Below are 23774 nucleotides of genomic sequence, written 5' to 3'. Positions count from 1 at the left end.
GAACCGGAGGAATGGGTTCCGCTTTCGGGGTTCGCCGGGCTTCAATGCATCGCTCGCCGTTCCGCCACCGCGGTGCGGCGAGCCTCGCAACCGAGTGATCCGAAAACGTAAGGATTCGATCCATGACGTCGCAGACGACTCTGGCAGGGCCGGGCCACCAGCCCGACGGGCCGGACCGTTCGGACCGGACGGAGACCCAGGACGGGCTCCAGGCCGGTCTCAAGAACCGTCACCTCTCGATGATCGCGATCGGCGGTGTGATCGGCGCGGGCCTGTTCGTGGGCTCCGGAGCCGGCATCGCCGCCGCCGGACCGGCCATCCTGCTGTCGTACGCACTGGTCGGCCTGATGGTCGTGTTCGTGATGCGGATGCTCGGTGAGATGGCGGCCGCCCGCCCCGCCTCCGGCTCCTTCTCCGCCTACGCCGACCAGGCGCTCGGCCGCTGGGCCGGTTTCTCGATCGGCTGGCTGTACTGGTTCTTCTGGGTCGTGGTGCTCGCCGTCGAAGCCACGGCGGGTGCCAAGATCCTGGAGAGCTGGGTGCCGGGCGTGCCGCAGTGGGGCTGGGCACTGATCGTGATGCTGGTGCTGACCGCGACGAACCTGGTGTCCGTCGGTTCGTACGGCGAGTTCGAGTTCTGGTTCGCCGGGATCAAGGTCGTCGCGATCGGCGCGTTCGTGATCGTCGGCCTGCTCGCCGTTTTCGGGGTACTGCCCGGATCGGACCACGCCGGCTCCGGACTGGCCCACCTCACCGACACCGGCGGCTTCTTCCCCAAGGGGCCGGGCGCGATCCTCACCGGGGTGCTGATGGTCGTCTTCTCCTTCATGGGCAGCGAAATCGTGACGCTGGCGGCCGGTGAGTCGGAGAATCCGCAGCGTGCCGTCCAGAAGGCCACCAACAGCGTCATCTGGCGGATCGCGGTCTTCTACCTGGGCTCGATCTTCGTCGTGCTGACCCTGCTGCCGTGGAACGACCCGTCGATCCTCGACAAGGGCAGCTACGTCGCGGCGCTCGACGTCATCGGCATCCCGCACGCCGGCCAGGTGATGGACGTCATCGTGTTGACGGCCGTGCTGTCCTGCCTCAACTCCGGTCTGTACACGGCCTCCCGGATGGCGTTCTCGCTCGGCGGGCGCGGTGACGCGCCCAAGGCGTTCGCCCGGACCAACAAGCGGGGCGTGCCGCAGGCGGCGATCCTCTCCTCGGTCGTCTTCGGTTTCGTCGCGGTCTTCTTCAACTACCAGTGGCCCGACACCGTCTTCGCGTTCCTGCTGAACTCCTCCGGCGCTGTCGCCCTCTTCGTCTGGCTGGTCATCTGCTTCACCCAGCTGCGGATGCGCGGCATCATCCTGCGCGAGTCGCCCGAGAAGCTGGTCGTACGGATGTGGCTCTTCCCGTACCTGACCTGGGCGACCATCGCGATGATCTCGTTCGTGCTGGTCTACATGCTGACCGACGACGCCGGACGCGAGCAGGTGCTCCTCTCGCTGCTGGTCGCGGTACTGGTGGTGGCCGTCTCGCTGGTGCGTGAGGCCCGCAGGCGCCGCAGCGGTGAGCCTGCCGTGCCCAGCGACACGTGATCGTCCATACCTGACGGCCGTTGTCAGGTATACCGGGGAGGCTCTCCGCCGTAACGACCTCGCCCGCGACCGGCCGCGCCGCCGCCGGTCCTCGCGGGTGAGGTCGTCAGCGCATCGAGCGAGCGACTGGAGAGCCTCCCCATGACTGCCGCCCCCACCGGTTACCAGACCGGTTTCGCGATCCGCCCCGACCTCGTCGTCGAGGCCGCCGACGCGGAGGACGTACGCACCGCAGTGGCCCGGGCCGCCCGGGACGGGCTCCGGGTGCGCGTCCACGCCACCGGGCACGGCCTGGCAGGGCCCGTCGACGGCGGCGTCCTGATCAGCACCCGTGCCATGGACTCGGTCCTGGTCGACCCGGTGCGCCACACCGCCCGGATCGGCGCGGGTGTCACCTGGGGCCAGGTGATCGAGGCCGCGGCCCCGCACGGGCTCGCCCCGCTGAACGGCTCCTCCCCCGGTGTCGGCGCCGTCTCGTACACGCTCGGCGGCGGTCTGGGCGTGCTGGCCCGGGAGTTCGGGTACGCCGCCGACCTGGTCCGCTCGTTCGACGTGGTGACCGGGGACGGGGTGCTGCGCCATGTCACCGCCGCGGACGAGCCCGAGCTGTTCTGGGGGCTGCGCGGCGGCGGCCACCGGCTGGGCGTGGTGACCGGGATGGAGACGGGCCTGGTCCCGGTGGCCCGGCTGTACGGCGGCTCGATCGCCTTCGACGGCGACGGCGAGGCCGGCGCGGAGGTGCTCGGGCGCTATCTGGAGTGGACCCGGACCGTGCCCGCGTCGCTGACCTCCTCGGTCGGCGCACTCGTGTACCCGGACCTGCCCCAGCTGCCTGAGCCGCTGCGCGGCCGGTACGTGGTCTCGGTGCGCGTAGCGTTCACCGGATCCGCCACCGAGGGCGAACGCCACGTCGCACCGCTGCGGGCGATCGGACCGGCACTGGCGGACTCGCTGCGGGAGATGCCGTACAGCGAAAGCCACACCATCCACAGCGATCCGCCGTTCCCGCACGCCTACTACGGGGACGGGCTGATGCTGAGCGGGATCGATCCGGAGCGTGCGGCGCGGGTGCTGGAGCTCGCCGGACGGAAGGCGCCGATGATGACCGTGGTGCAGCTCAACCACCTGGGCGGCGCGCTGGCCGCCGCGCCCGAACCGGACAGTGCGGTGCCCTACCGGGACGCCGGCTTCCTGCTGCGGCTGCTGTCGCCGCTCGACGGTACGGACGTGGCGTCGGTCCGGGCGCTGTACGGGGAGGTGGCCGACGTCCTGGGAGCGACGGCCGTAGGCCGTTCGCTGAACTTCTCCTTCGGCGGCGGGGACCGTACCGACGCCTTCCACGACCCGGAGACGCGAAGGAGGCTCGCCGGTCTGGTGTCGCGTTACGACCCGGCGAGCCTCTTCGGGGGGAGCTACGGCATCAGCCGCGACGCCCGATGAGCTTCCAGGACGCGGGCAGCGCGCCCATCGCGAGCACGGCCTTCAGCGCGTCGCCGAGCAGGAACGGCGTCAGGCCGGCCGCGATCGCGGCGCTCGCCGACATGCCGGTGGACAGCGCCAGGTACGGCACGCCGACCGCGTAGATGATCGCCGAGCCGAGCACCATCGTGCCCGCGGTGCGCAGCACGGAGCGGTCGCCGCCGCGGCGTGCGAGGCCGCCGACCACGGTGGCGGCGAGCAGCATGCCGAGCACGTAGCCGAAGGAGGCACCGCCGGCGCCGGAGCTGCCGGCGGAGAACCACGGCATGCCGGCCATACCGACGAGCGCGTACACGGCGAGCGCGAGGAAGCCGCGGCGGGCGCCGAGCGCGGTGCCGACCAGGAGCGCGGCGAAGGTCTGGCCGGTGACCGGGACGGGGGAGCCGGGGACCGGGACGGCGATCTGGGCCGCTATGCCGGTCAGCGCGGCGCCGCCGAGCACCAGGGCGGTGTCCACGGCGTAGCGGTGCCGGACTGCGGGCAGCAGGTCGGCGAGGACCGCTCCGGTACGGACGGGGGCGGCGGCAGCAGTGCTCATCGGGACTCCGCGGGGTGAGGGGCAGGCGAGGGTGGGTGGGGACGGATCGATGCTGACGTTAGCCGACGGAGTATGGCCGGATCACCATCAGCGGCCCACAAAGCGTCGGTTGGGGGATTGGTGGGGTTCGCACAACGGACGTCACGCAATCGCGCCGGGGCGTGATGCTCGTCACGGAGGTGGGGGCGGATACTGCCGCGTCCGACCGGGGAGGCGCCCTGGGGCCGGACTGTGAATTCCCTCTAAAACGACGGTCCATGACGGTGAGCGACCCCACGAGGCCGGGTGTACGCGATGTGTGAGCCTGGTGCCCGTATAGCGGACAGCCGTTCCCCGTGAACGGGGCCCGTGTCCAGACTGGGTACCCGTCCCCGTCTCACCGACCGAACAGAGCTCGTCCATGCCTCGGACCTCCGCGTCTCCCCCCACAGGCTCCCCGGCCGTCACCTCCGGCACCGGAAGCGACTCGGCCCTCACTCACGGACTCAAGCAGCGCCACCTGTCGATGATCGCCCTCGGCGGTGTCATCGGCGCCGGGCTGTTCGTCGGCTCCGGCGCGGGCATCGCCGCCGCGGGACCGTCGATCGTCATCGCCTACGCGATCTCCGGGCTGCTGGTCATGCTGGTGATGCGCATGCTCGGCGAGATGTCGGCGGCCAATCCGGCCTCCGGTTCGTTCTCCGTCCACGCCGAGCGGGCGATCGGGCCGTGGGCGGGATTCACGGCGGGCTGGGCGTTCTGGGTGCTGCTCTGTGTCGCCGTGGGCCTGGAGGGCATCGGTGCCGCGCAGATCGTCAGCGGCTGGCTGCCCGGGACTCCGGAGTGGGCCTGGGTGGCGCTGTTCATGGTGGTGTTCCTGGGGACGAACCTGGCCTCGGTGACGAAGTTCGGTGAGTTCGAGTTCTGGTTCGCGGCCCTCAAGGTCGCCGCGATCACACTGTTCCTGGTGCTGGGGGTCCTGGCGATCCTCGGCGTGCTCCCTGGCACGGACGCCCCGGGCACCGCCAACCTCAGTGGTGAGGGCGGCTTCATGCCGAACGGCTCCGAGGGCCTGGTCATCGGGCTGCTCGCCTCCGTCTTCGCGTACGGCGGTCTGGAGACGGTCACCATCGCCGCGGCGGAGTCCGAGAACCCGGTGCAGGGTGTCGCGAAGGCCGTGCGGACGGCGATGTGGCGGATCGCACTGTTCTACGTCGGCTCGATGGCGGTCATCGTCACGCTGGTGCCGTGGGACGACGCGAAGGTGGTGGAGGTGGGCCCGTTCTACGCGGCCCTGGACCACCTCGGCATCAGTGGTGCGGCGGAGATCATGAACGTGGTCATCCTGGTCGCGCTGCTTTCCGCCATGAACGCCAACATCTACGGGGCCTCGCGCATGGCCTGTTCGCTGGTCGCCCGCGGCCAGGGCCCGAAGCGGCTGGGCCGGGTGACCTCGGGTGTGCCGCGCACGGCGGTCCTGGTCTCGTCGGTGTTCGGCTTCCTGTGCGTGCTGCTGAGCTACTGGCGGCCGGACGACGTGTTCCCCTGGCTGCTCAACATGATCGGCGCGGTGATCCTGGTCGTGTGGATCTTCATCGCGGTCTCCCAGCTCGTCCTGCGCACCCGGCTGGAGCGCGAGGCGCCCGAGAAGCTGGTGGTGCGGATGTGGCTCTTCCCAGGCCTGACCGTGGTGGCCCTCCTCGCCATGGCCGGCATCTTCTTCCTGATGCTCCGCCAGCCCGACACCCGTGACCAACTGCTGGCGACGGGCGCACTGACGGCTGCCCTGATCGTGATCGGTGCCGTGCGGCAGCGGCGCTCCGCGACCACGACGGACGAGTAGCCCGGCACGCGTAACGCCGGGCGGGCCGGAGCGATGCGGCGCGCCCGGCGTTTTTTCGTACCCGGAGGGTGTCCGTCGGGCCGCGGTCCTACGCCGAAGGGCTGACGCTCCGCGACGCCCCCTCACCCACTCCTGCTGCTAGCCTGCTCTTGCACATAGGTTGCAATAACAACAGTTCAGCAGCTGGAGGGTTCGACCATGGCCACGTACACGCTCCCGGAACTCCCGTACGACTACGCGGCGCTCGAACCGGTCATCAATCCGCAGATCATCGAGCTCCACCACGACAAGCACCACGCCGCGTACGTGAAGGGTGCGAACGACACCCTGGAGCAGCTGGCGGAGGCGCGGGACAAGGAGGCCTGGGGCGCGGTCAACGGGCTCCAGAAGAGCCTCGCCTTCCATCTCTCCGGCCACATCCTCCACTCGATCTACTGGCACAACATGACCGGTGACGGCGGTGGCGAGCCCCTCGCCGCGGACGGCGTCGGCGATCTCGCGGACGCGATCACCGACTCGTTCGGCTCCTTCGCGGGCTTCAAGTCCCAGCTGACGAAGGCCGCGGCCACCACGCAGGGCTCCGGCTGGGGCGTCCTCGCGTACGAGCCGGTCAGCGGCAAGCTGATCGTCGAGCAGGTCTACGACCACCAGGGCAACGTCGGCCAGGGCTCGGTCCCGGTCCTGGTCTTCGACGCCTGGGAGCACGCCTTCTACCTCCAGTACAAGAACCAGAAGGTCGACTTCATCGAGGCGATGTGGCGCGTCGTCAACTGGCAGGACGTCGCCAGGCGTTACGCGGCCGCCAAGGAGCGCGCGGACGTGCTGCTGCTCGCACCCTGAAGTCCGGCACACCGAGAACGTCCTGCCTCGTGATCGTCTTCTCAGCCTTCGCCGGGCAGGCGGATGAAGGAGGGCCCCCCGCGAGGACGTGACTCGCGGGGGGCCTTCTGCTGTGCCGCGGGGCTCCGGGCGGCCCCGGAGGGCTCACCGGGCGGAGGTGTCGTCCTTCGTCCACGGGCCGACGCCGAGGCGGCCCGTGGTCCCGAGGTCGAGTTCCGGGGTAACCGTCACGGGCGCGGCCCCGGCTTTCACCGTGACCCGGGTGTACGGGGCGTTCACCGCTTCACCCGCGCCGGTGGTGTTGCGCCACGCCAGGTTGGCGTACGCGGACTCGCCCGGCCGCAGCGTGACGGGCCGGGGCGCGGCATCGCCGCCGATCCCGGTGGAGATCTTGTCGGTGCCGTGGAGGATCTGCACTCCGTTCACCGGCTCGCGCTCCTCGTCGAGGAGTTGGAGCCCGGGATAGCCGTCGACCGCGTAGGCGGCCGAGCCGCAGTTGAGCAGGTGGAGGCCCACCACGCGCAGCCCCATGGCGGCGTCGCCCCGGTCTGCCGTGACCCGGATCCCGGAGGGCGGGCAGGCGCCGGCCCCGGAGGGCGCCTCGTCCGCCGGGACGGTCCGCACCTTGATGATCCGGGCCAGTCTTTCCCGGGCCACGACGGGTTCGTCGTCCGTGTCGAGGGTGCGCCGCACGGTCTGGCCGGGCTTCACCGACTCGACCGTGCGCGTGGTGTTGTCCATCGCCTGGCCGGACTCGTTCATCAGGGTGAACGTGATGGTGAAGGTGAGCGCTTCCTTCTCGGTGTTGGTGACCGCGAACTCGGTGACCGGGGCGCCGGAGGGCCCGCAGAGCCGGTTGACGAGCGACACGTTGTCCCAGGTGCGGCCCGAGGGATCGGCGACGGGCGAGGCGGTCGCGCAGGTGGCGGAGGCGGCAGGCGACCCCGGGCCACCGGCCGTCTCCGTCCCGCATCCGGCGAGCAGCGCGGTGCTCGCGAGGGCGGCACACAGGGCGAGAGGAGTGGCGGTACGCATGCGCCCAGAAGATCAGGGGCCACCCGGCCAGGCTGTGCCCCAGGTCACATATCGCGTCACGGTGGCGTCACAACAGCGGCCGGGCGCGCAGCGGATGACGAAGGCCCCCTGGAGGAACGTGAATCGTTTCGCCGGCTTCTCCGGATCGCTCACCGGTCCGGAGCCGGACCCGGAGGGCCACCCCGCGCACAGGAGCGCCGCGACATGGGCAACGGGTATGAAGGGGCGCCGCATCGCCTCTCCGTGGACCGGTGGTCGCATCACCGGCGTCCCGGCGACACCGGGCGCGCGATCGTACCGACGTGCGCACCGCCGAATCCGGCCTCGTCGCTGCGTTGCGGGCCGGGGAGCGCCGGGCCGGGCCTCCGGGCGGGGCCGCCCGCGTCCTGACTGTCAGACCCCTGCCGCATGCTTCGTCCCATGGACACCAAGGACTTCTGGAAGCTGATCGACGACGCGCGCACCCTGGTCGTCGACCCCTGTGACGCCGAGGCCGTGGCGGAACGGATGGCGGCGCTGCTCGCCGAGCGGCCGGTGGACGACATCCTCATCGCGCAGCAGCTGTTGTGGGACCTGATGGCGGCCTCCTACCGGGCCCCGCTCTGGGCTGCGGCGTACACGGTCAACGGCGGCTGCTCGGACGACGGTTTCGACTACTTCCGGGGCTGGCTGATAGCGCAGGGCCGGGAGGTGTTCGAGCGGGTGGTGGCCGATCCGGACTCGCTGGCCGGCCTGCCGGTCATCCGGGCGGCGGCGGTCGAGTTCGAGGAGATGGAGTGCGAGCGGGTGCTCGGGGTGGTGTGGGACGCGTACCGGGAGGCGACGGGCGAGACCCTGCCGCCGGACTCGTTCACCATCGACTACCCGGCTCTGGACCCGGAGTGGGACTTCGACTTCGACGACGCGGAGCAGGTGGCGCTGCGCCTGCCGAAGCTGGACGCGCTGTACGGCTGACGCGGCGGGGTGCGGGGCCGCCCGGTCCCGCACCCACGGGGTCACTCGAAGCTGGGCCCGGCGGTCCGGGTCCGCTTGATCTCGTAGAAGCCCGGGATCGAGGCGACCAGCAGCGTGCCGTCCCACAGCTTCGCCGCGTCCTCGCCCTTGGGGGCGGGAGTGACGACCGGGCCGAAGAAGGCGATCTGCTCGCCGTCCGCGCCGGGTACCGCGATGACCGGCGTGCCGACGTCCTGGCCGACCTTGTCGATGCCTTCCTGGTGGGAGGCGCGCAGCTCGGTGTCGTACGCGTCGGAGTCGGCGTAGTCCGCGAGTTCGACGGGCAGGCCGACGTCCTTCAGGGCGCCCTCGATCGCCTCGCGCGTGGGGCCTTCGCCCTGGTTGTGGAAGCGGGTGCCGAGCGCGGTGTACAGCGGGCCGAGGATGTCGTCGCCGTGCTTCTGCTGGGCGGCGATCACGACGCGGACCGGGCCCCAGGCCTTGTTCTCCAGCATGTCGCGGTATTCGTCGGGCAGCTCGTCCAGCCGGTTCTCGTTGAGCACGGCCAGGCTCATCACGTGCCAGCGGACCTCGACGTCGCGGACCTTCTCCACCTCCAGCATCCAGCGGGAGGTCATCCAGGCCCAGGGGCAGAGCGGGTCGAACCAGAAATCGGCAGGGGTCTTGCCGGTCACCGTGCTGTTGTCAGACATCTCTCTCCTCATGAGGGCCGATCGCATGCTGTGACCGAGAAACACCGGCGGACGCTCCCGCCATTCCCGAATGCCGGGGCGGAAGGCGGCATGGGAGGATCAAAGTATTCGAACGTGACACAAAGGAGTGTGCTCGTGCCCGGTGAAAACCTGTCCCGTGACGAGGCCCGTGAGCGGGCCGAGCTGCTGACCGTCGACGGTTACGACGTCGTGCTCGACGTCCGGTCAGCGATCGGTGGGCCCGACGGGGAGGCCGGGCAGGACTCCGGTCCGAGGACCTTCCGCTCGGTGACGACGATCCGGTTCCGCTCGGCGCGCGCCGGTGCGACGACCTTCGCCGATCTGATCGCCCCTTCGGTGAACGCGGTGACCCTGGACGGCACGCCGCTGGACCCGGCCTCGGTCTTCGACGGGACGCGGGTGGCGCTGGCGGACCTGCCGGAGGGCGAGCACGTCCTGGTCGTGGACGCGCAGTGCGCGTACAGCAGGACCGGCGAGGGCATGCACCGCTTCGTCGACCCCGAGGACGGCGAGGTCTACCTCTACACCCAGTACGAGCCGGCGGACTCGCGGCGCGTCTTCGCCAACTTCGAGCAGCCCGACCTCAAGGCCCCCTTCCGCTTCCAGGTGACGGCCCCCGAGGAGTGGACGGTCTGGAGCAACGGCGCCGAGGAGTCCCGGGACGGCGGGGTGTGGCGGTTCGCCGAGACGAAGCCGATCTCGACGTACATCACGGCGGTCGTCGCCGGTCCGTACCACTACGTGACCGACTCCTACAGCCGTACGTTCGACGACGGCTCGACGCTGGAGATCCCGCTCGGCGCGATGTGCCGCAAGGGCCTCGCCCGGCACTTCGACGCCGACGACGTCTTCCTGATCACCAAGCAGGGTCTGGACTTCTTCCACGACAACTTCGACTACCCGTACCCGTTCGGCAAGTACGACCAGGCCTTCGTGCCCGAGTACAACCTCGGCGCGATGGAGAACCCGGGCTGCGTCACGTTCCGCGAGGAGTACATCTTCCGCGGGAAGGTGACGCGGGCGGCGTACGAGAGCCGGGCCAACGTCATCCTGCACGAGATGGCGCACATGTGGTTCGGCGACCTCGTCACCATGCAGTGGTGGGACGACCTGTGGCTCAAGGAGTCGTTCGCCGACTTCATGGGCGTGTTCGCCATGGTCGAGTCGACCCGGTTCGAGGACGGCTGGATCACCTTCGCCAACAACCGCAAGTCCTGGGCCTACCGCGCCGACCAGCTGCCGTCCACCCACCCGATCACGGCCGACATCCGTGACCTGGAGGACGCGAAGCTGAACTTCGACGGCATCACCTACGCCAAGGGCGCCTCGGTGCTGAAGCAGCTGGTGGCCTACGTGGGGCGGGACGCGTTCCTGGAGGGCGCACGGCGCTACTTCAAGAGGCACGCGTACGGCAACACCCGGCTGGGCGACCTGCTGTCGGTGCTGGCCGAGACGTCCGGGCGGGACATGACCTCGTGGTCGCGCTCCTGGTTGCAGACCGCCGGCGTCAACTCACTGACCCCGGTGGCGACCTACGACGCCGCGGACCGGATCACCGAACTGGTGGTCATCCAGGAGGCGGCCGAGTCTCACCCCGAGCTGCGCCCGCACCGGGTCGCGGTCGGCCTGTACCGGCGCACGCCCGACGGTGACCTGGTGCGGTACGCCCGGGCCGAGGCGGACGTGGCGGGGCCGCGCACCGTGATCACGGAGCTGGCCGGGGCCGAACGGCCCGAGCTGATCCTCGTCAACGACGACGACCTGACGTACTGCAAGGTCCGCTTCGACGAGGTGTCGCTGGCCACGCTCCGGGCGCACCTCGGTGACATCACGGACCCGCTCGCGCGGGCCCTGTGCTGGTCCGCGCTGTGGAGTCTCACCCGGGACGGGCTGATGCCGGCCCGCGACTTCGCCGCGATGGTCCTGGCCTTCTCCGGCCGGGAGACGGACATCGGCGTCCTGCAGATGCTGCACACCTGGACCCGGACCGCGCTGGTGCACTACGCGGCCCCGTCGTGGCGCGAGGAGGGCGGCCGGGCGCTGGCCGAGGGCGCGCTGCGCGAACTGCGGCTCGCCGCGCCGGGCAGTGAGCCGCAGCTGGCCTGGGCCCGCTTCTTCGCCGCGGTCGCCTCCTCGGACACGGACTTCCAGCTGCTGTCCGGGCTGCTCGACGGCACGGCGCGGATCGACGGTCTCGACGTCGACCAGGAGCTGCGCTGGGCGTTCCTGTCGCCGCTGGCCTCGCACGGTGCGGCCGACGAGGCGGCCATCGACGCCGAACTGGCCCGCGACGACACGGCTTCCGGGAAGCGGCACCAGGTGCGGTGCCTGGCCTCGCGGCCGTCGGCCGCGGTGAAGGCACAGGCGTGGGCGGGCGTCGTGGAGTCGGACACGCTGTCCAACGCGCTGGTCGAGGCGACGATCCTGGGCTTCTCGCAGTCCTCGCAGCGGGAGTTGCTGGCGCCGTACGCGGCCAAGTACTTCGACGCGATCGAGCGGGTGTGGAGCGAGCGGTCCATCCAGATCGGGATGGCCGTGGTGAAGGGCCTGTTCCCGGACCTTCAGGACGATCCCGCCACCTTGGCGGCGACGGACGCATGGCTGACGGCGCACGCGGACGCGGCGCCGGCGCTGCGGCGGCTGGTCCTTGAGGCCAGGGACGACCTCGCGCGTGGGCTGCGCGCCCAGGCGTGTGACGGCAAAGCCGTCTGACGGCGTTCGGCACGAGGCCCTGCCGGGGTGCGCACTTCCCGGCAGGGGCCTCGTCGTCCCGCACACAGGCCTGGAAGGGGCGTGCGCGGGCGGCGCCCGGCCCGGTCGGTGCGCCCTTCGGGGCGCTCCCGATCCCCGACGGGTCAGCCCTTTTCGGCAGTCGAACGCCCTTACTTCAGGACGGCGTTGTCCTGAAATGTCGACGGGCCTGTAACAGGGGTTAAGGTCCCGGCCGCCGGCGGGATACACCGAAGCATGACCCAGAACACCCCGCTCTCCCCCTGCCACCTCCGCATCACCTCCGATCTCCGGCAACGCGTCCTGTCCGCCGCCCAGTTGAAGTCCCGTGGCGTCGCCCCCGCGCAGGCCGGCGAGCGGTGCCGGACCGGTGGGCCGTGGCAGCAGCCGCTGCCCGGCGTCTTCGTGCTGCACCCGGGGCCGCTCAGTGGCCGCGAACGGCTGCGGGCGGCCCTGCTGTACGCGGGACGGCCACCGGCGGCCGGACGGCGGACCGTACCGGCGCGGGCCGGTGGTGATGCGGACCCGGGGTACGGCGAGGCGATGGTCACCGGGCTGGCCGCGCTCTCGCTGTACGGCTTCACCGCCGCCCCGCCCGCCGTCTCCACCGACCGCGTCGAGGTGCTGGTCCCCCGCGTCCGCCGGCTGCGGTCGGTCCGGTACGTCCGCCTGGTGCGCAGTTCCGAACTGCCGCGGCCGGAGTACGTGGACGCGATCGCGGTGGCGCCCGTGGCGCGCGCCGTCGCGGACGCCGTGACCGGACTCGGGGACGCTCACACCGTGCGCCGGCTGCTCACCGAGGCGGTCCGCGGCGGTCACTGCGAACCTGCCGTCCTGGTCGGCGAGTTGAACCGTGCCAAGGTGCTCGGCCGCCCCCAGGTGGGGAACGCCGTGGACTCACTGCTCGCCGAGGGCCGGGCGCTGGCGGAGGAGCGGCTGTACGACATGGTGCGGACCCACGGGCTCCCCGAGCCGCTGTGGAACGTGGACCTGCGCCTGCCGGGCGGCCCGCATCTGGGCGCGGTCGACGCGTACTGGCCCGAGGAGGCGGTCGCCGTGGAACTGGACACCAGGTCCCCGCGCCACAGCCGCCTCGACGACGACCACCGCCAGGAGGAGCACGAGGCCGAGTGGTCCGCGTACGCCGCCCGGCGCGAGCACCTGGAGCGACTCGGCGTCACCGTCGTCCACCTCACGCCGAAGAAGCTTCGGGACACCAGGGAGCAGCAGGCGGCCGTCGTCCGGACGGCACTGATGGCGGCGGCCGACCGCGAACCGGCCGCGTACGTCATGATCCTGCCCAGGTGAGGCCCTCGGGCGCCGTGTATCCACCGTTTCGTCCCATGTGACGCTTCGAACTCACTGGCGGAAGTCCGCCATGTCCATAACTCGCCCCTCACAACTCTCCACAAACCCCTGTCATCTACGAAAGGGTGAGCGGTCATCCGGTACCGATTTCCGGACTCTCTCTTTCACATACAGGGATGCTGATGACCTCCGAATCCCCCAGCTACATACCCGGGGCGAGACGTGTGGCCCGCGTCGCGGCCGCCGCCGGACTGGTGGCCGCGCTGGCCGCCACCGGTGCCGTTCCCGTCTTCGCCGCCGACGACCCGGCCACCGCCCCCGTCAAGGCCGCCACCGGCGACAACCCGGCGGACAAGCTCGGCACGGCCGACGCCGATGTTCTCGCCAAGGCCAGGGCCAAGGGCGAGAAGAACATCACGATGATGGTCGCCACCGCTCCCGGTGCGACCGAGCAGGTCAGCAAGCAACTGGACGCCGTCAAGGGCTCCGTGCTGGGGCGTGCCTACGACAAGCTCGGCTACGTCCGGGCCACCGTGCCCACCGCGGCCGCCGAGGCCACGATCAGGGCGGCCTCGAAGCTGACCTCCGTCCACGGCATCGATCTCAAGCAGGAGATCGTGCTGGACGATCCGACGCCCGCGGGCGACCGGGCGACCGGCAGCCGGGCCTCGGTGAAGTCGACCGGCACCTACCCGGCCCCCGGGAAGAAGACCCCGGCGGAGAACCCGTACAACCCGTCCTTCGAGACGGGTGCGGTCGACTTCGTCAAGCAGCACCCGAAGGCCGACGGCCGCGGGGTGACCATCGGCATCCTCGACTCGGGTGTCGACCTCGGCCACCCGGCGCTGCAGAAGACCACCACCGGCGAGCGCAAGATCACCGACTGGGTGACGGCCACCGACCCGGTCAGCGACGGTGACGGCACCTGGCTGCGGATGACGGACGCCGTGTCCGGCCCGACGTTCGCCTACGGCGGCCGTACCTACTCGGCCCCGGCGGGCTCGTACCGGATCAGCGTGTTCAAGGAAGCCGCCACCAAGGGCGGTGACATGGCGGGCGACCTCAACCGCGACGGTGACACCACCGACGCGTGGGGTGTCCTCTACGACCCGGTCGCCGGCACCACCCGGGTGGACCTGAACGGCAACGCGGACTTCTCCGACGACGCCGTCCTGAAGCCGTACAAGGAGAAGCACCAGGTCTCCTACTTCGGTACGGACGACCCGCGGACCGATGTCGTCGAGCGCATCCCGTTCGTCGTGGAGACCCGCGGCGACGTCGTGTACAACGCGGCGGGCGACACGTCGGACTACGTCAACATCGGTGTCATCGAGTCCGAGCACGGCACGCACGTCGCGGGCATCACCTCCGCGAACGGCCTGTTCGGCGGCAAGATGAGCGGGGCCGCGCCCGGAGCGAAGATCGTCTCCTCGCGCGCCTGCACCTGGTCCGGCGGCTGCACCAACATCGCGCTCACCGAGGGCATGATCGACCTCGTCGTGAACCGCGGCGTCGACGTCGTCAACATGTCGATCGGCGGCCTGCCGCCGCTCAACGACGGCAACAACGCCCGCGCGGAGCTGTACAAGCGGCTCATCGACATCTACGGCGTCCAGCTGGTCATCTCGGCCGGCAACGAGGGCCCGGGCATCAACACCATCGGTGACCCCGGCCTCGCCGACCACGTCATCTCCGTCGGCGCGTCCATCTCCAAGGAGACCTGGGCCGCCAACTACGGCTCCGGCGTCACCAAGAAGTACGACATGATGCCGTTCTCCTCCCGCGGTCCGCGTGAGGACGGCGGCTTCACGCCGACCCTGACGGCACCCGGCGCGGCGATCAACTCGACGCAGACCTGGCTGCCCGGCGGTCCGGTCAAGGAGGCGGGTTACTCCCTCCCGGCCGGCTACTCCATGCTCCAGGGCACGTCGATGGCCTCCCCGCAAGCCGCCGGCGCGACCGCGCTGCTGCTGTCCGCCGCGAAGCAGAAGCACATCGAGCTGCCCCCGGCCGATCTGCGCACCGCGCTGACCAGCACCGCCACCCAGATCAAGGGAGTGCCCGCGCACGCCCAGGGTGCCGGTCTGATCAACATCGTCGGCGCCTGGAAGCAGATCGAGAAGCAGGGCGCCCCGGCGCACGAGTACACGGTCAAGGCCCCGGTCGACACCGCGATCGACTTCGCGCTGAAGACCCCGGGCTTCGGCACCGGCCTGTACGACCGCGAGGGCGGCCTCAAGGCCGGCCAGAAGAAGTCGTACGACGTCACGGTCACCCGCACCACGGGCCCGGACAAGGACGTCAGGCACAAGCTCTCCTGGAAGTACAACGACGGCACCTTCAAGCTGACCGGCCCGAGCACCGTCTCACTGCCGCTCGGCAAGCCGGTGACGGTCAAGGTCCAGGCGAAGCCGGGCAGCGCGGGCGTGCACAGCGCGATCCTGCAGCTCGACGACGCGAAGACCTCCGGTGTGGACCAGCAGATCCTTGCGACGGTCGTCGTCGCCAAGGACCTGGTGAAGCCGGGTTACGCGTACACGGCGTCCGGCTCGGTGCAGCGCAACGGCACCACGTCGTACTTCGTGAACGTGCCGGAGGGCGCCAAGACCCTTGAGGTCGCCATGAGCGCCCTGCGCTCGGGCAGCCAGACCCGCTTCATCTCCATCCACCCGTACGGGGTCGCGGTGGAGGACAGCGGGACGCCGTTCTGCTACCCGAACTACGAGAACCCGGCCAACACCTGCCGCCCCGACGTGCGCTCGTACGCCGACCCGCAGGCCGGCGTCTGGGAGATCGAGGTCGAGGCCCGGCGCACGTCGCCGCTGCTCGACAACCCGTACAAGCTGGACGTCTCGCTGCTCGGCGCGACCTTCGACCCGGCGGTGCAGACCATCGCCGAGGCGAAGATCGGCACCCCTGCCGCGGTGGACTGGACGGTCACCAACAACGCCGGTGACCTGGCGGGCAAGCTCAAGGGCGGCTCGCTGGGCTCGGCCGATGTCGAGCGTCCGTCGATCTCCACGCACGGCGAGTACGTCAAGGAGGTCACCATCGGTGCGGGCGTCGAGAAGCTGGACGTCGCAATCGGCGGCACCTCGGACGCCAACGCCGACCTCGACCTGTACGTCTACAAGGGCGCGGACGAGGTGGGCTCCTCCACCACGGCGGGCTCCGAGGAGACCGTCAGCCTGCTGAAGCCGGCCGCCGGCACGTACACGGTCGTCATCGAGGGCTACGACGTACCGGCCGGGACGACCGAGTACGACTACCGCGACGTGTACTACGCGCCGTCGCTCGGCACGATCAACGTCGACGAGTCGAAGGCCGTCAACCTGGCCAACGGCGCATCGGCCAAGGTCGGTGCCGAGGTCGCGGTCGCCGGGGCGGCCCCCGAGGGCCGGCAGTTCTTCGGTGAGGTCCAGCTGGTGAACTCCCGCGGCACCGCCGCGGGCACCGGCAGCGTCGTGATCGAGAAGGTCACGCCGTAACCGCTACAGCGTGACCATGTGATCCGTACGACAGTGGGGCGGGCGCTCGACGGGCGCCCGCCCCACTGCGCTGTCCGCCTCCCCTGCGCCCCTCGTCCGCAGGTCGGACAATGGATTGGACAAGGAAGCCGTGGACAGACGCATCATGGAGCGGCAACCGTGCCCGTTCGTACGTTTGAAGGAGTCCCTGTGAAGGTCGGAATCGTCGGCGCCACCGGTCAGGTCGGCACAGTCATGCGCAGGATCCTGGCCGAGCGGAAGTTCCCTGCCGACGAGCTGCGGCTGTTCGCCTCCGCACGCTCGGCAGGCTCCACCATCCAGTGGCAGGGACAGGACATCACCGTCGAGGACGCCTCCACGGCCGACTACACGGGCCTGGACATCGTGCTCTTCTCCGCCGGGGGCGCGACGTCGAAGGCGCTCGCCGAGAAGGTGGCCTCGCAGGGCGCCGTCGTGATCGACAACTCCTCCGCCTGGCGCAAGGACCCCGAGGTCCCGCTGGTCGTCTCCGAGGTCAACGCGCACGCGATCGCGAACCGCCCCAAGGGCATCATCGCCAACCCGAACTGCACCACGATGGCCGCCATGCCCGTGCTGCGCCCGCTGCACGACGAGGCAGGCCTGGAGACGCTGACCGTCGCCACGTACCAGGCGGTGTCCGGCTCCGGAGTGGCCGGTGTCGCCGAACTGCACGGCCAGGCCTCCAAGGTCGTCGCGGACGCCGACAAGCTGACCCACGACGGCGGCGCCGTCGACTTCCCCGAGCCGGGCGTCTACAAGCGCCCCATCGCCTTCAACGTGCTGCCGCTGGCCGGTGCCATCGTCGACGACGGGTCCTTCGAGACGGACGAGGAGCAGAAGCTCCGCAACGAGTCCCGCAAGATCCTGGAGATCCCGGCGCTGAAGGTGTCCGGCACCTGCGTCCGGGTCCCCGTCTTCTCCGGTCACTCGCTCCAGGTCAACGCCCGTTTCGCCCGGCCCATCAGCGTGGAGCGCGCGTACGAGCTGCTGAAGGACGCGCCCGGCGTCGAGCTCTCGGAGATCCCGACCCCGCTCCAGGCCGCGGGGCAGGATGCGTCCTTCGTCGGACGGATCCGGGTCGACGAGACCGTGGAGCACGGACTTGCGCTGTTCGTGTCCAACGACAACCTGCGCAAGGGCGCCGCGCTGAACGCGGTGCAGATCGCGGAGCTGGTCGCCGCGGAGCTTCGGGGCTGAAGCGCCGGGGCGGTGCCGCTGTGCGGCGTCGCCGCCCCCTGCCCGCCCCCTCCGGGAGCCCGCGGCAGCGCCGCCGAGGCGCTCAGGGGCGCCGGACCTCGAAGTGCCAGCAGCCGTACTCCACGGCCCTGACGTGCACCAGCGCCACCTCCGGATCGTCGAACGCCTCCCGGAAGGCCGCGTCGTACCCTCGCTCCTCGTCGGCCGGAATCTCCATCAGCCGGCCGCCCACGATGTGCCCGTCCGCGTTGTAGCGGCGGACGGTGCGCAGCGCGCCCGCCCGCGAGAACGGGTAGCCGGACCGGCCGGCCTCGGGCCCGTCGCATTCCCCGGCGTGGATGAAGACCGGTCCCTGCTCGTCGTACGCCCCGGGGCGGGCCCAGCTCGCCGCCGCCCAGCGCCGCAGCGGCGCGTAGGACACGAGCGCGATCTCCTCCCCCAGCTCGTTGCCCCGCAGGCAGCACCGCAGCGGGCTGCCCGCGGCCGTGGCGGTGTAAGGGACACAGGGGCGTCCCGCGTCGTCGGTCTCCCGGAGTTCCTTCAGCGCGGCCGGGTCGATCGCGCGTGGCTCGTAACTGGTCATACGACGAGAATGGCCCGCCCGCCCGGCATGGACCGGCGGAAAACGGACATCGCCCTGGCAGGGGTCACGTGGAAGGATGGCGGGAAACATCACAGAGCAAGGAGATGACCGCGTGCCTGGCACGAATCTGACCCGCGAAGAGGCACAGGAGCGGGCGCGCCTGCTGACCGTGGACGCGTACGAGATCGATCTCGACCTCTCCGGAGCGCAGGAGGGTGGGACCTACCGGTCCGTCACCACCGTGCGCTTCGACTCCGCCGAAGCCGGCGCGGAGACCTTCATCGATCTGGTCGCCCCGGCGGTGCACGAGGTCGAGCTGAACGGCAGGGCCCTGGATGTCGCGGCCGTGTTCCGGGACTCCCGGATCACGCTGGCGCATCTGGCGGCCGGCTCCAACGAGCTGAAGGTCGTCGCCGACTGCTCGTACACCAACACGGGTGAGGGCCTCCACCGCTTCGTCGACCCGGTCGACGAGCAGGCCTATCTGTACACCCAGTTCGAGGTCCCGGACGCACGCCGCGTCTTCGCGAGCTTCGAACAGCCCGATCTGAAGGCGACCTTCCGGTTCACCGTGAAGGCCCCGGCCGGCTGGACCGTGATCTCCAACTCGCCGACGCCGGAGCCCAAGGACGACGTGTGGTCGTTCGAGCCGACGCCGCGCATCTCCACGTACATCACGGCCCTGATCGTCGGTCCGTACCACTCGGTGCACAGCAGCTACGAGAAGGACGGCCAGTCCGTCCCGCTCGGCATCTACTGCCGTCCCTCGCTGGCCGAGTACCTCGACGCGGACGCGATCTTCGACGTGACCCGGCTGGGCTTCGACTGGTTCCAGGAGAAGTTCGACTACGCGTACCCCTTCGCCAAGTACGACCAGCTCTTCGTCCCGGAGTTCAACGCCGGCGCGATGGAGAACGCGGGCGCGGTCACCATCCGCGACCAGTACGTCTTCCGGTCCAAGGTGACGGACGCGGCGTACGAGACGCGGGCCGAGACGATCCTGCACGAGCTGGCCCACATGTGGTTCGGCGACCTCGTCACCATGGAGTGGTGGAACGACCTGTGGCTGAACGAGTCGTTCGCCACGTACACGTCGATCGCGTGCCTGGCGTACGCCGACGGGTCGCAGTGGCCGCACTCCTGGACCACGTTCGCCAACTCCATGAAGACGTGGGCGTACCGCCAGGACCAGCTGCCCTCGACGCACCCGATCATGGCGGACATCAGTGACCTGGACGACGTCCTGGTCAACTTCGACGGCATCACCTACGCCAAGGGCGCATCGGTCCTGAAGCAGCTGGTGGCGTACGTCGGCATGGACGCGTTCTTCCAGGGCGTCCAGGCGTACTTCAAGGCGCACGCCTTCGGCAACACCCGTCTGTCGGACCTGCTGGGCGCGCTGGAGAAGACCTCCGGCCGCGATCTGAAGACCTGGTCGAAGGCGTGGCTGGAGACGGCCGGCATCAACATCCTGCGTCCGGAGATCGAGACGGACGGCAACGGCCACGTCACCTCGTTCACCGTCCTCCAGGAGGCGCCGGCGCTGCCGGCGGGCGCGAAGGGCGAGCCGACACTGCGGCCGCACCGGATCGCCATCGGCTTCTACGACCTCGACGCGGCCGGGAAGCTGGTCCGCACGGACCGGATCGAGCTGGACGTGGACGGCGAGCGCACCACCGTGCCGTTCCCGGCCGGTACCGCGCGTCCCGCCGTCATCCTCCTCAACGACGACGACCTCTCGTACGCGAAGGTCCGCCTCGACGAGGAGTCGCTGCGGGTCGTCACGGAGCACCTGGGCGACTTCACCGAGTCGCTGCCGCGCGCCCTGTCCTGGGCGTCCGCCTGGGACATGACCCGCGACGGCGAACTCGCCACCCGTGACTACCTCTCGCTCGTCCTGGCAGGGGTGGGCAAGGAGACGGACATCGGCGTCGTCCAGTCGCTGCACCGTCAGGCGAAGATGGCGCTGGACGTGTACGCGGCGCCGGAGTGGCGCGAGGCGGGTCTGACGCAGTGGACCGAGGCCACGCTCGCGCACCTGCGCGCGGCGGAGCCGGGCAGCGACCACCAGCTGGCCTGGGCGCGCGCGTTCGCGGCCACGGCCCGCAACCCGCAGCAGCTCGACCTGCTGCAGGCGCTGCTCGACGGCACCGAGGCGATCGAGGGCCTGGCCGTCGACACCGAGCTGCGCTGGGCGTTCGTGGAGCGGCTGGCCGCCACCGGGCTGCTCGACGACGAGGAGATCGACGCCGAGTATGCGCGCGACCGGACCGCGGCGGGCGAGCGGCACGCGGCGGCCGCGCGTGCGGCACGGCCCTCCCAGGAGGCGAAGGCGGAGGCGTGGGCCTCGGTCGTCGAGTCCGACAAGCTGCCGAACTCCCTCCAGGAGGCGGTCATCGGCGGCTTCGTCCAGACCGATCAGCGCGAACTGCTGGCCCCGTACACCGAGAAGTTCTTCGCCGCGGTGAAGGACGTCTGGGAGTCGCGGAGCCACGAGATGGCGCAGCAGGTCGCCATCGGTCTCTACCCGGCGCTCCACGTCTCGCAGGAGACCCTGGCGGCCACGGACGCCTGGCTGGCCTCGGCCGAGCCGGGCGCCGCGCTGCGACGGCTGATGTCGGAGTCCCGCTCGGGTGTCGAGCGGGCGCTGAAGGCCCAGGCGGCAGACGCGGCGGCGGCGACCGCCTGAGGGCTGTCGCGCGATCGCCGGCGGATCGGCGGGCGGCGTCGGATGCGGTGCATCGCAAGGAGGTGGGCGTCCTCATGCCGGAGGTATGGGGGCGTTCCGACAACGCGGCGAGTGCCGTAGCCGGCGTCGTGCGCCCGCCGGGGATGACGGGACGCGGCACGAGCGGGATCAGGGCCGCTGACCGCACGGTTGGAAACCGCCCGGTGGACAGGCGCTGCTGCGCAGCTGTCCGCCGGGCGGCGGTACTGAGGGCCGGTTATGCGCCCGACGCCTCGTGGCGGCGGGCCAGTTCGGCCGCGCCGGACTCCGTCAGCGAGCCGTGCAGCCGCATCCTGGCCACGCCCCCGTCGGGGAAGGCGTCGAGCCGGACGTGGGTGACGACGGCCTGGGCACGGAGCGGGAAGCGGTGCAGGGTGTCGGGCTGGAGCCGGGTGCGCGGGATGATCTCGAACCATTCGCCCGTCTCGCCGTTGCGGCCCTGGAGGGCGATCCAGCCTGCCGCGTTCCCCTTGAGGTAGGCCGTGTCGATCTCGACCGCGCGGACCGCGCCCTGCGCGGGCAGCCGGAAGCGGACCCAGTCGTTGGTGTCGCGGACCCGGCGACGGCGGTTCTCCCAGCCGTCATCCATCTTGCGGGACGTGCCGGGCAGGATGATCTGGGTCGGCGAGGAGTAGAAACGGTCCGAGGCGTCCTCGTAACTGCCGCCGTTCAGGACCGAGATCAGGTCGAACATGCCGAGCGTCGCGAGCCAGGCCGGGTCGGGGAGCACCTCGCCGTGCACGCGCAGGCGGGCGATGCCGCCGTCGGGGTGCTGACCGAGACGCAGGTGCGTGTAGCGGCGTCCTGCGGTGATCTCGAAACCGTTGGCGGCGTGACCGCGTACGGGGGTCGGCGGGACGATCTCCTCCCACTTCACGTCGTCGGCGAGGAGTTCGGCGGGGCCGGGCGAGCCCTCGACGCACGTCGCCCGGACCGAGACGCGCTGCGGGTAGTTGCCGCGGAAGTGCGCGGTGTCGACGACGATGCCGCGGATGATGCCGGGGGCGCCGAGACGGATCAGGGCCCAGTCGTGCTCGTCCGGGGCGGGGAACGGGTGGGCGGCGTCCGCGCCGCGCCGGCGGCGGGTCTCCCAGCCGTCCATGATCTTGCCCTTGTGTCCGAAGTGCTCCGGGTCGAAGACGGCGCGCTCCCGGACCAGGAGGTTCTCGCGCTGGGCGAAGAACTCGTCGTTGGCGGCGATCACGCCCGCGCCGAGACGGCGGTCGGCCAGGTCGACGAGTTCGGTGAAGGGGAGGTCGGTGGTGCGGTAGTCGGCGTACGGGTCACCACCGCCGTACGGGGCCGCGTCGTTGGCGTGGGGGTCCTCGTTGCGGGTCTCATTCTGTTCGAAGGTCATGCGTTCACTGTCGCGGGACGGAAGCCATCAGGTCCATCGAAAGTTTTCGCACGCACCGTTAAGGCCGGCTGAACGGTTCCGCCGCTTCGCGGAGCGCCGCCAGGAACCGGGCCACCGCCGGTCCGTCCTCGGCTCCTTGCCGGACCGCGGCCACCACATGGCGGCGTGGCCGGTCCGCGTCGAGGACCCGCATCACCACCCCGTCCCGGCCCTGGCGCTCCGCCGACGCCATGCGGGGGACCAGCGCGACGCCCATGCCCGCCTCGACCATGGCGAGGATCGCGGTCCAGCCGGAGGCGCTGTGCGCCTGCTCCGGGACGAAGCCCGCGGCCTGGCACGCGGCCGTGGTGATCTCGGACCAGGGGCCGGAGCCGCCGAAGATCCACGGTTCGGCGGACAGGTCGGCCAGCCGCAGCCCGGATGCGGCAGCGAGGCGATGACCGGCCGGCAGCGCCACGTCCAGCGGGTCCGCGAGCAGCGGCAGCACGGCGAACCGGGAGTCACGGGCGGTCGGGGCGTAGGCGGCCAGCGAGAGGGCGAGGTCCGCCTCCCCTGCGGCGAGGAGTTCGTACGCCTGCGCCGCCTCGGCCTCCCGGACCCGTACCTCCGGCGCCGGGCGGTCCCCGTCACGCAGCGTCTGCACAGCCGGCACGACCAGGGCGGGCACGGCGGTGGCGAACGCCGCGATCCGCACCTCACCGGCCTCGCCGCGCAGATAGCCGGTCAGTTCGGCGTCGGCGCGCTCGAGTTGGGCGAAGACGGCCTCGGCGTGCCGCAGCACCAGGTGGGCGGCGTCGGTCAGACGGACGCGCCGCCCCTGTGCCTCCAGCAGCGGTACGCCGAGCTGCCGGGAGAGGTTGGAGAGCTGCTGGGAGACGGCCGAAGGGGTCATCAGCAGCGCCTCGGCGGCCGCGGTGACGGTACCCCGGTCACGCAGGGTGCGCAGGATGCGGAGCTTCTTGACGTCCCACTCGATCATGGCCGCAACCTACCGGGGCGCCGGGGGCGCGACGGGGGTCCGACTCCGGGTCCGGGTGCAGGCCAGGACCCGAGTGCAGGTCCGGCTCCGGGGCCGGGTCCGGACATGCGAATGCGCCGCGCGGTACGGAGGTACCGGCGGCGCACCCGGGATGACCAGGGTGTCCTGAGAGGCTCAGGCCTGCTTCTTGGACTTGTCGAGGACCATGACCAGGCCCGCGATGACCGCGAACAGGACGATGGGCGCCACGACGAAAAGACCGACCGTGTCGATCACGCTCAGGCCCGTACCCGGGTCGTCACCGTCGTCGCGGGTGAGCGCGAGCGCGGGGGACGACATCAGCAGCATCATCAGCGTCGTACCGGCAGCGACGGCGCCGGCGCGCATAGCGTTCTTCTTGTCCACGGTGCAAACGTAGC

General features: G+C 70.8%; 17 protein-coding genes. 10 read left to right on the top strand and 7 right to left on the bottom strand.

Annotation, left to right across the window (positions count from 1 at the left end; all coding sequences use genetic code 11):
- The first annotated feature begins 122 nt into the window (after positions 1–122).
- Both OG538_RS24375 and OG538_RS24370 read left to right on the top strand, forming a co-directional pair.
- Entirely contained in the window at positions 123–1583 is a 1461-nt protein-coding gene (locus OG538_RS24375) for an amino acid permease (RefSeq protein WP_406096946.1), read from the top strand.
- A gap of 141 nt (positions 1584–1724) precedes the next feature.
- Complete coding sequence (locus OG538_RS24370; RefSeq protein ID WP_406096944.1) at positions 1725–3023, top strand: FAD-binding oxidoreductase; 1299 nt, start codon at positions 1725–1727, stop codon at positions 3021–3023.
- Here OG538_RS24370 and OG538_RS24365 read toward each other — a convergent pair.
- Positions 3004–3600 (bottom strand): biotin transporter BioY, encoded by a 597-nt coding sequence (locus OG538_RS24365; protein WP_359085197.1) that lies wholly within the window; start codon positions 3598–3600, stop codon positions 3004–3006. The genes OG538_RS24370 and OG538_RS24365 overlap by 20 nt on opposite strands.
- Before the next feature lie 400 nt (positions 3601–4000).
- Here OG538_RS24365 and OG538_RS24360 point away from each other — a divergent pair, with 400 nt between their 5' ends.
- Positions 4001–5422, top strand: a complete 1422-nt coding sequence (locus OG538_RS24360) for an amino acid permease (protein WP_406096942.1) — start codon at positions 4001–4003, stop codon at positions 5420–5422.
- Positions 5423–5620: 198 nt separating this feature from the next.
- A complete protein-coding gene (locus OG538_RS24355; RefSeq protein ID WP_406096940.1) occupies positions 5621–6262 on the top strand; it encodes a superoxide dismutase in 642 nt (213 codons plus the stop codon).
- A 144-nt stretch (positions 6263–6406) separates the two neighbouring features.
- On the opposite strand, the gene OG538_RS24350 is transcribed toward OG538_RS24355, so the two are convergent.
- A complete protein-coding gene (locus OG538_RS24350; RefSeq protein ID WP_406096938.1) occupies positions 6407–7297 on the bottom strand; it encodes a DUF4232 domain-containing protein in 891 nt (296 codons plus the stop codon).
- Between the two features lie 420 nt (positions 7298–7717).
- Between OG538_RS24350 and OG538_RS24345 the strand changes: the two genes are divergently transcribed.
- Entirely contained in the window at positions 7718–8251 is a 534-nt protein-coding gene (locus OG538_RS24345; RefSeq protein ID WP_406096936.1) for a DUF4240 domain-containing protein, read from the top strand.
- A gap of 41 nt (positions 8252–8292) precedes the next feature.
- Here the strand turns inward: OG538_RS24345 and OG538_RS24340 are convergent, their stop codons facing one another.
- Positions 8293–8943 (bottom strand): DsbA family protein, encoded by a 651-nt coding sequence (locus OG538_RS24340; RefSeq protein ID WP_406096934.1) that lies wholly within the window; start codon positions 8941–8943, stop codon positions 8293–8295.
- 135 nt (positions 8944–9078) lie between these two features.
- Between OG538_RS24340 and pepN (OG538_RS24335) the strand changes: the two genes are divergently transcribed.
- The 4 genes from pepN (OG538_RS24335) to OG538_RS24320 all read left to right on the top strand — a co-directional run bounded on the left by pepN (OG538_RS24335) (position 9079) and on the right by OG538_RS24320 (position 17708).
- Positions 9079–11676 carry an aminopeptidase N gene (gene pepN, locus OG538_RS24335; RefSeq protein ID WP_406096932.1) on the top strand — a complete coding sequence of 866 codons (2598 nt, stop codon included), beginning with the start codon at positions 9079–9081 and terminating at the stop codon, positions 11674–11676.
- Between the two features lie 255 nt (positions 11677–11931).
- Positions 11932–13002, top strand: a complete 1071-nt coding sequence (locus OG538_RS24330) for a hypothetical protein (RefSeq protein ID WP_406096930.1) — start codon at positions 11932–11934, stop codon at positions 13000–13002.
- 176 nt (positions 13003–13178) lie between these two features.
- Complete coding sequence (locus OG538_RS24325) at positions 13179–16490, top strand: S8 family serine peptidase (protein ID WP_406096928.1); 3312 nt, start codon at positions 13179–13181, stop codon at positions 16488–16490.
- A gap of 189 nt (positions 16491–16679) precedes the next feature.
- Entirely contained in the window at positions 16680–17708 is a 1029-nt protein-coding gene (locus OG538_RS24320) for an aspartate-semialdehyde dehydrogenase (RefSeq protein ID WP_406096926.1), read from the top strand.
- Between the two features lie 82 nt (positions 17709–17790).
- Here OG538_RS24320 and OG538_RS24315 read toward each other — a convergent pair whose 3' ends face one another.
- Positions 17791–18291 carry a DUF1203 domain-containing protein gene (locus OG538_RS24315; protein ID WP_406096924.1) on the bottom strand — a complete coding sequence of 167 codons (501 nt, stop codon included), beginning with the start codon at positions 18289–18291 and terminating at the stop codon, positions 17791–17793.
- A gap of 112 nt (positions 18292–18403) precedes the next feature.
- Here OG538_RS24315 and pepN (OG538_RS24310) point away from each other — a divergent pair, with 112 nt between their 5' ends.
- A complete protein-coding gene (pepN, locus tag OG538_RS24310) occupies positions 18404–20980 on the top strand; it encodes an aminopeptidase N (protein ID WP_406096922.1) in 2577 nt (858 codons plus the stop codon).
- Between the two features lie 256 nt (positions 20981–21236).
- Here pepN (OG538_RS24310) and alc read toward each other — a convergent pair whose 3' ends face one another.
- The 3 genes from alc to OG538_RS24295 form a co-directional block, all read right to left on the bottom strand.
- On the bottom strand, positions 21237–22376 hold the full coding sequence (gene alc, locus OG538_RS24305) for an allantoicase (protein ID WP_406096920.1): 1140 nt from the start codon (positions 22374–22376) through the stop codon (positions 21237–21239).
- A gap of 58 nt (positions 22377–22434) precedes the next feature.
- Positions 22435–23355 carry a LysR substrate-binding domain-containing protein gene (locus OG538_RS24300; RefSeq protein ID WP_406096918.1) on the bottom strand — a complete coding sequence of 307 codons (921 nt, stop codon included), beginning with the start codon at positions 23353–23355 and terminating at the stop codon, positions 22435–22437.
- A gap of 174 nt (positions 23356–23529) precedes the next feature.
- Positions 23530–23760: a hypothetical protein gene (locus OG538_RS24295; RefSeq protein WP_406096916.1), complete on the bottom strand. Its 231-nt coding sequence runs from the start codon at positions 23758–23760 to the stop codon at positions 23530–23532.
- Positions 23761–23774: the final 14 nt, after the last annotated feature.

It is taken from the genome of Streptomyces sp. NBC_01013 (genome assembly GCF_045162765.1).
Classification (GTDB): domain Bacteria; phylum Actinomycetota; class Actinomycetes; order Streptomycetales; family Streptomycetaceae; genus Streptomyces.
The sequence above is the reverse complement of the archived record's forward strand: the minus strand, read 5'-3'. Positions and strand labels throughout refer to the sequence as shown.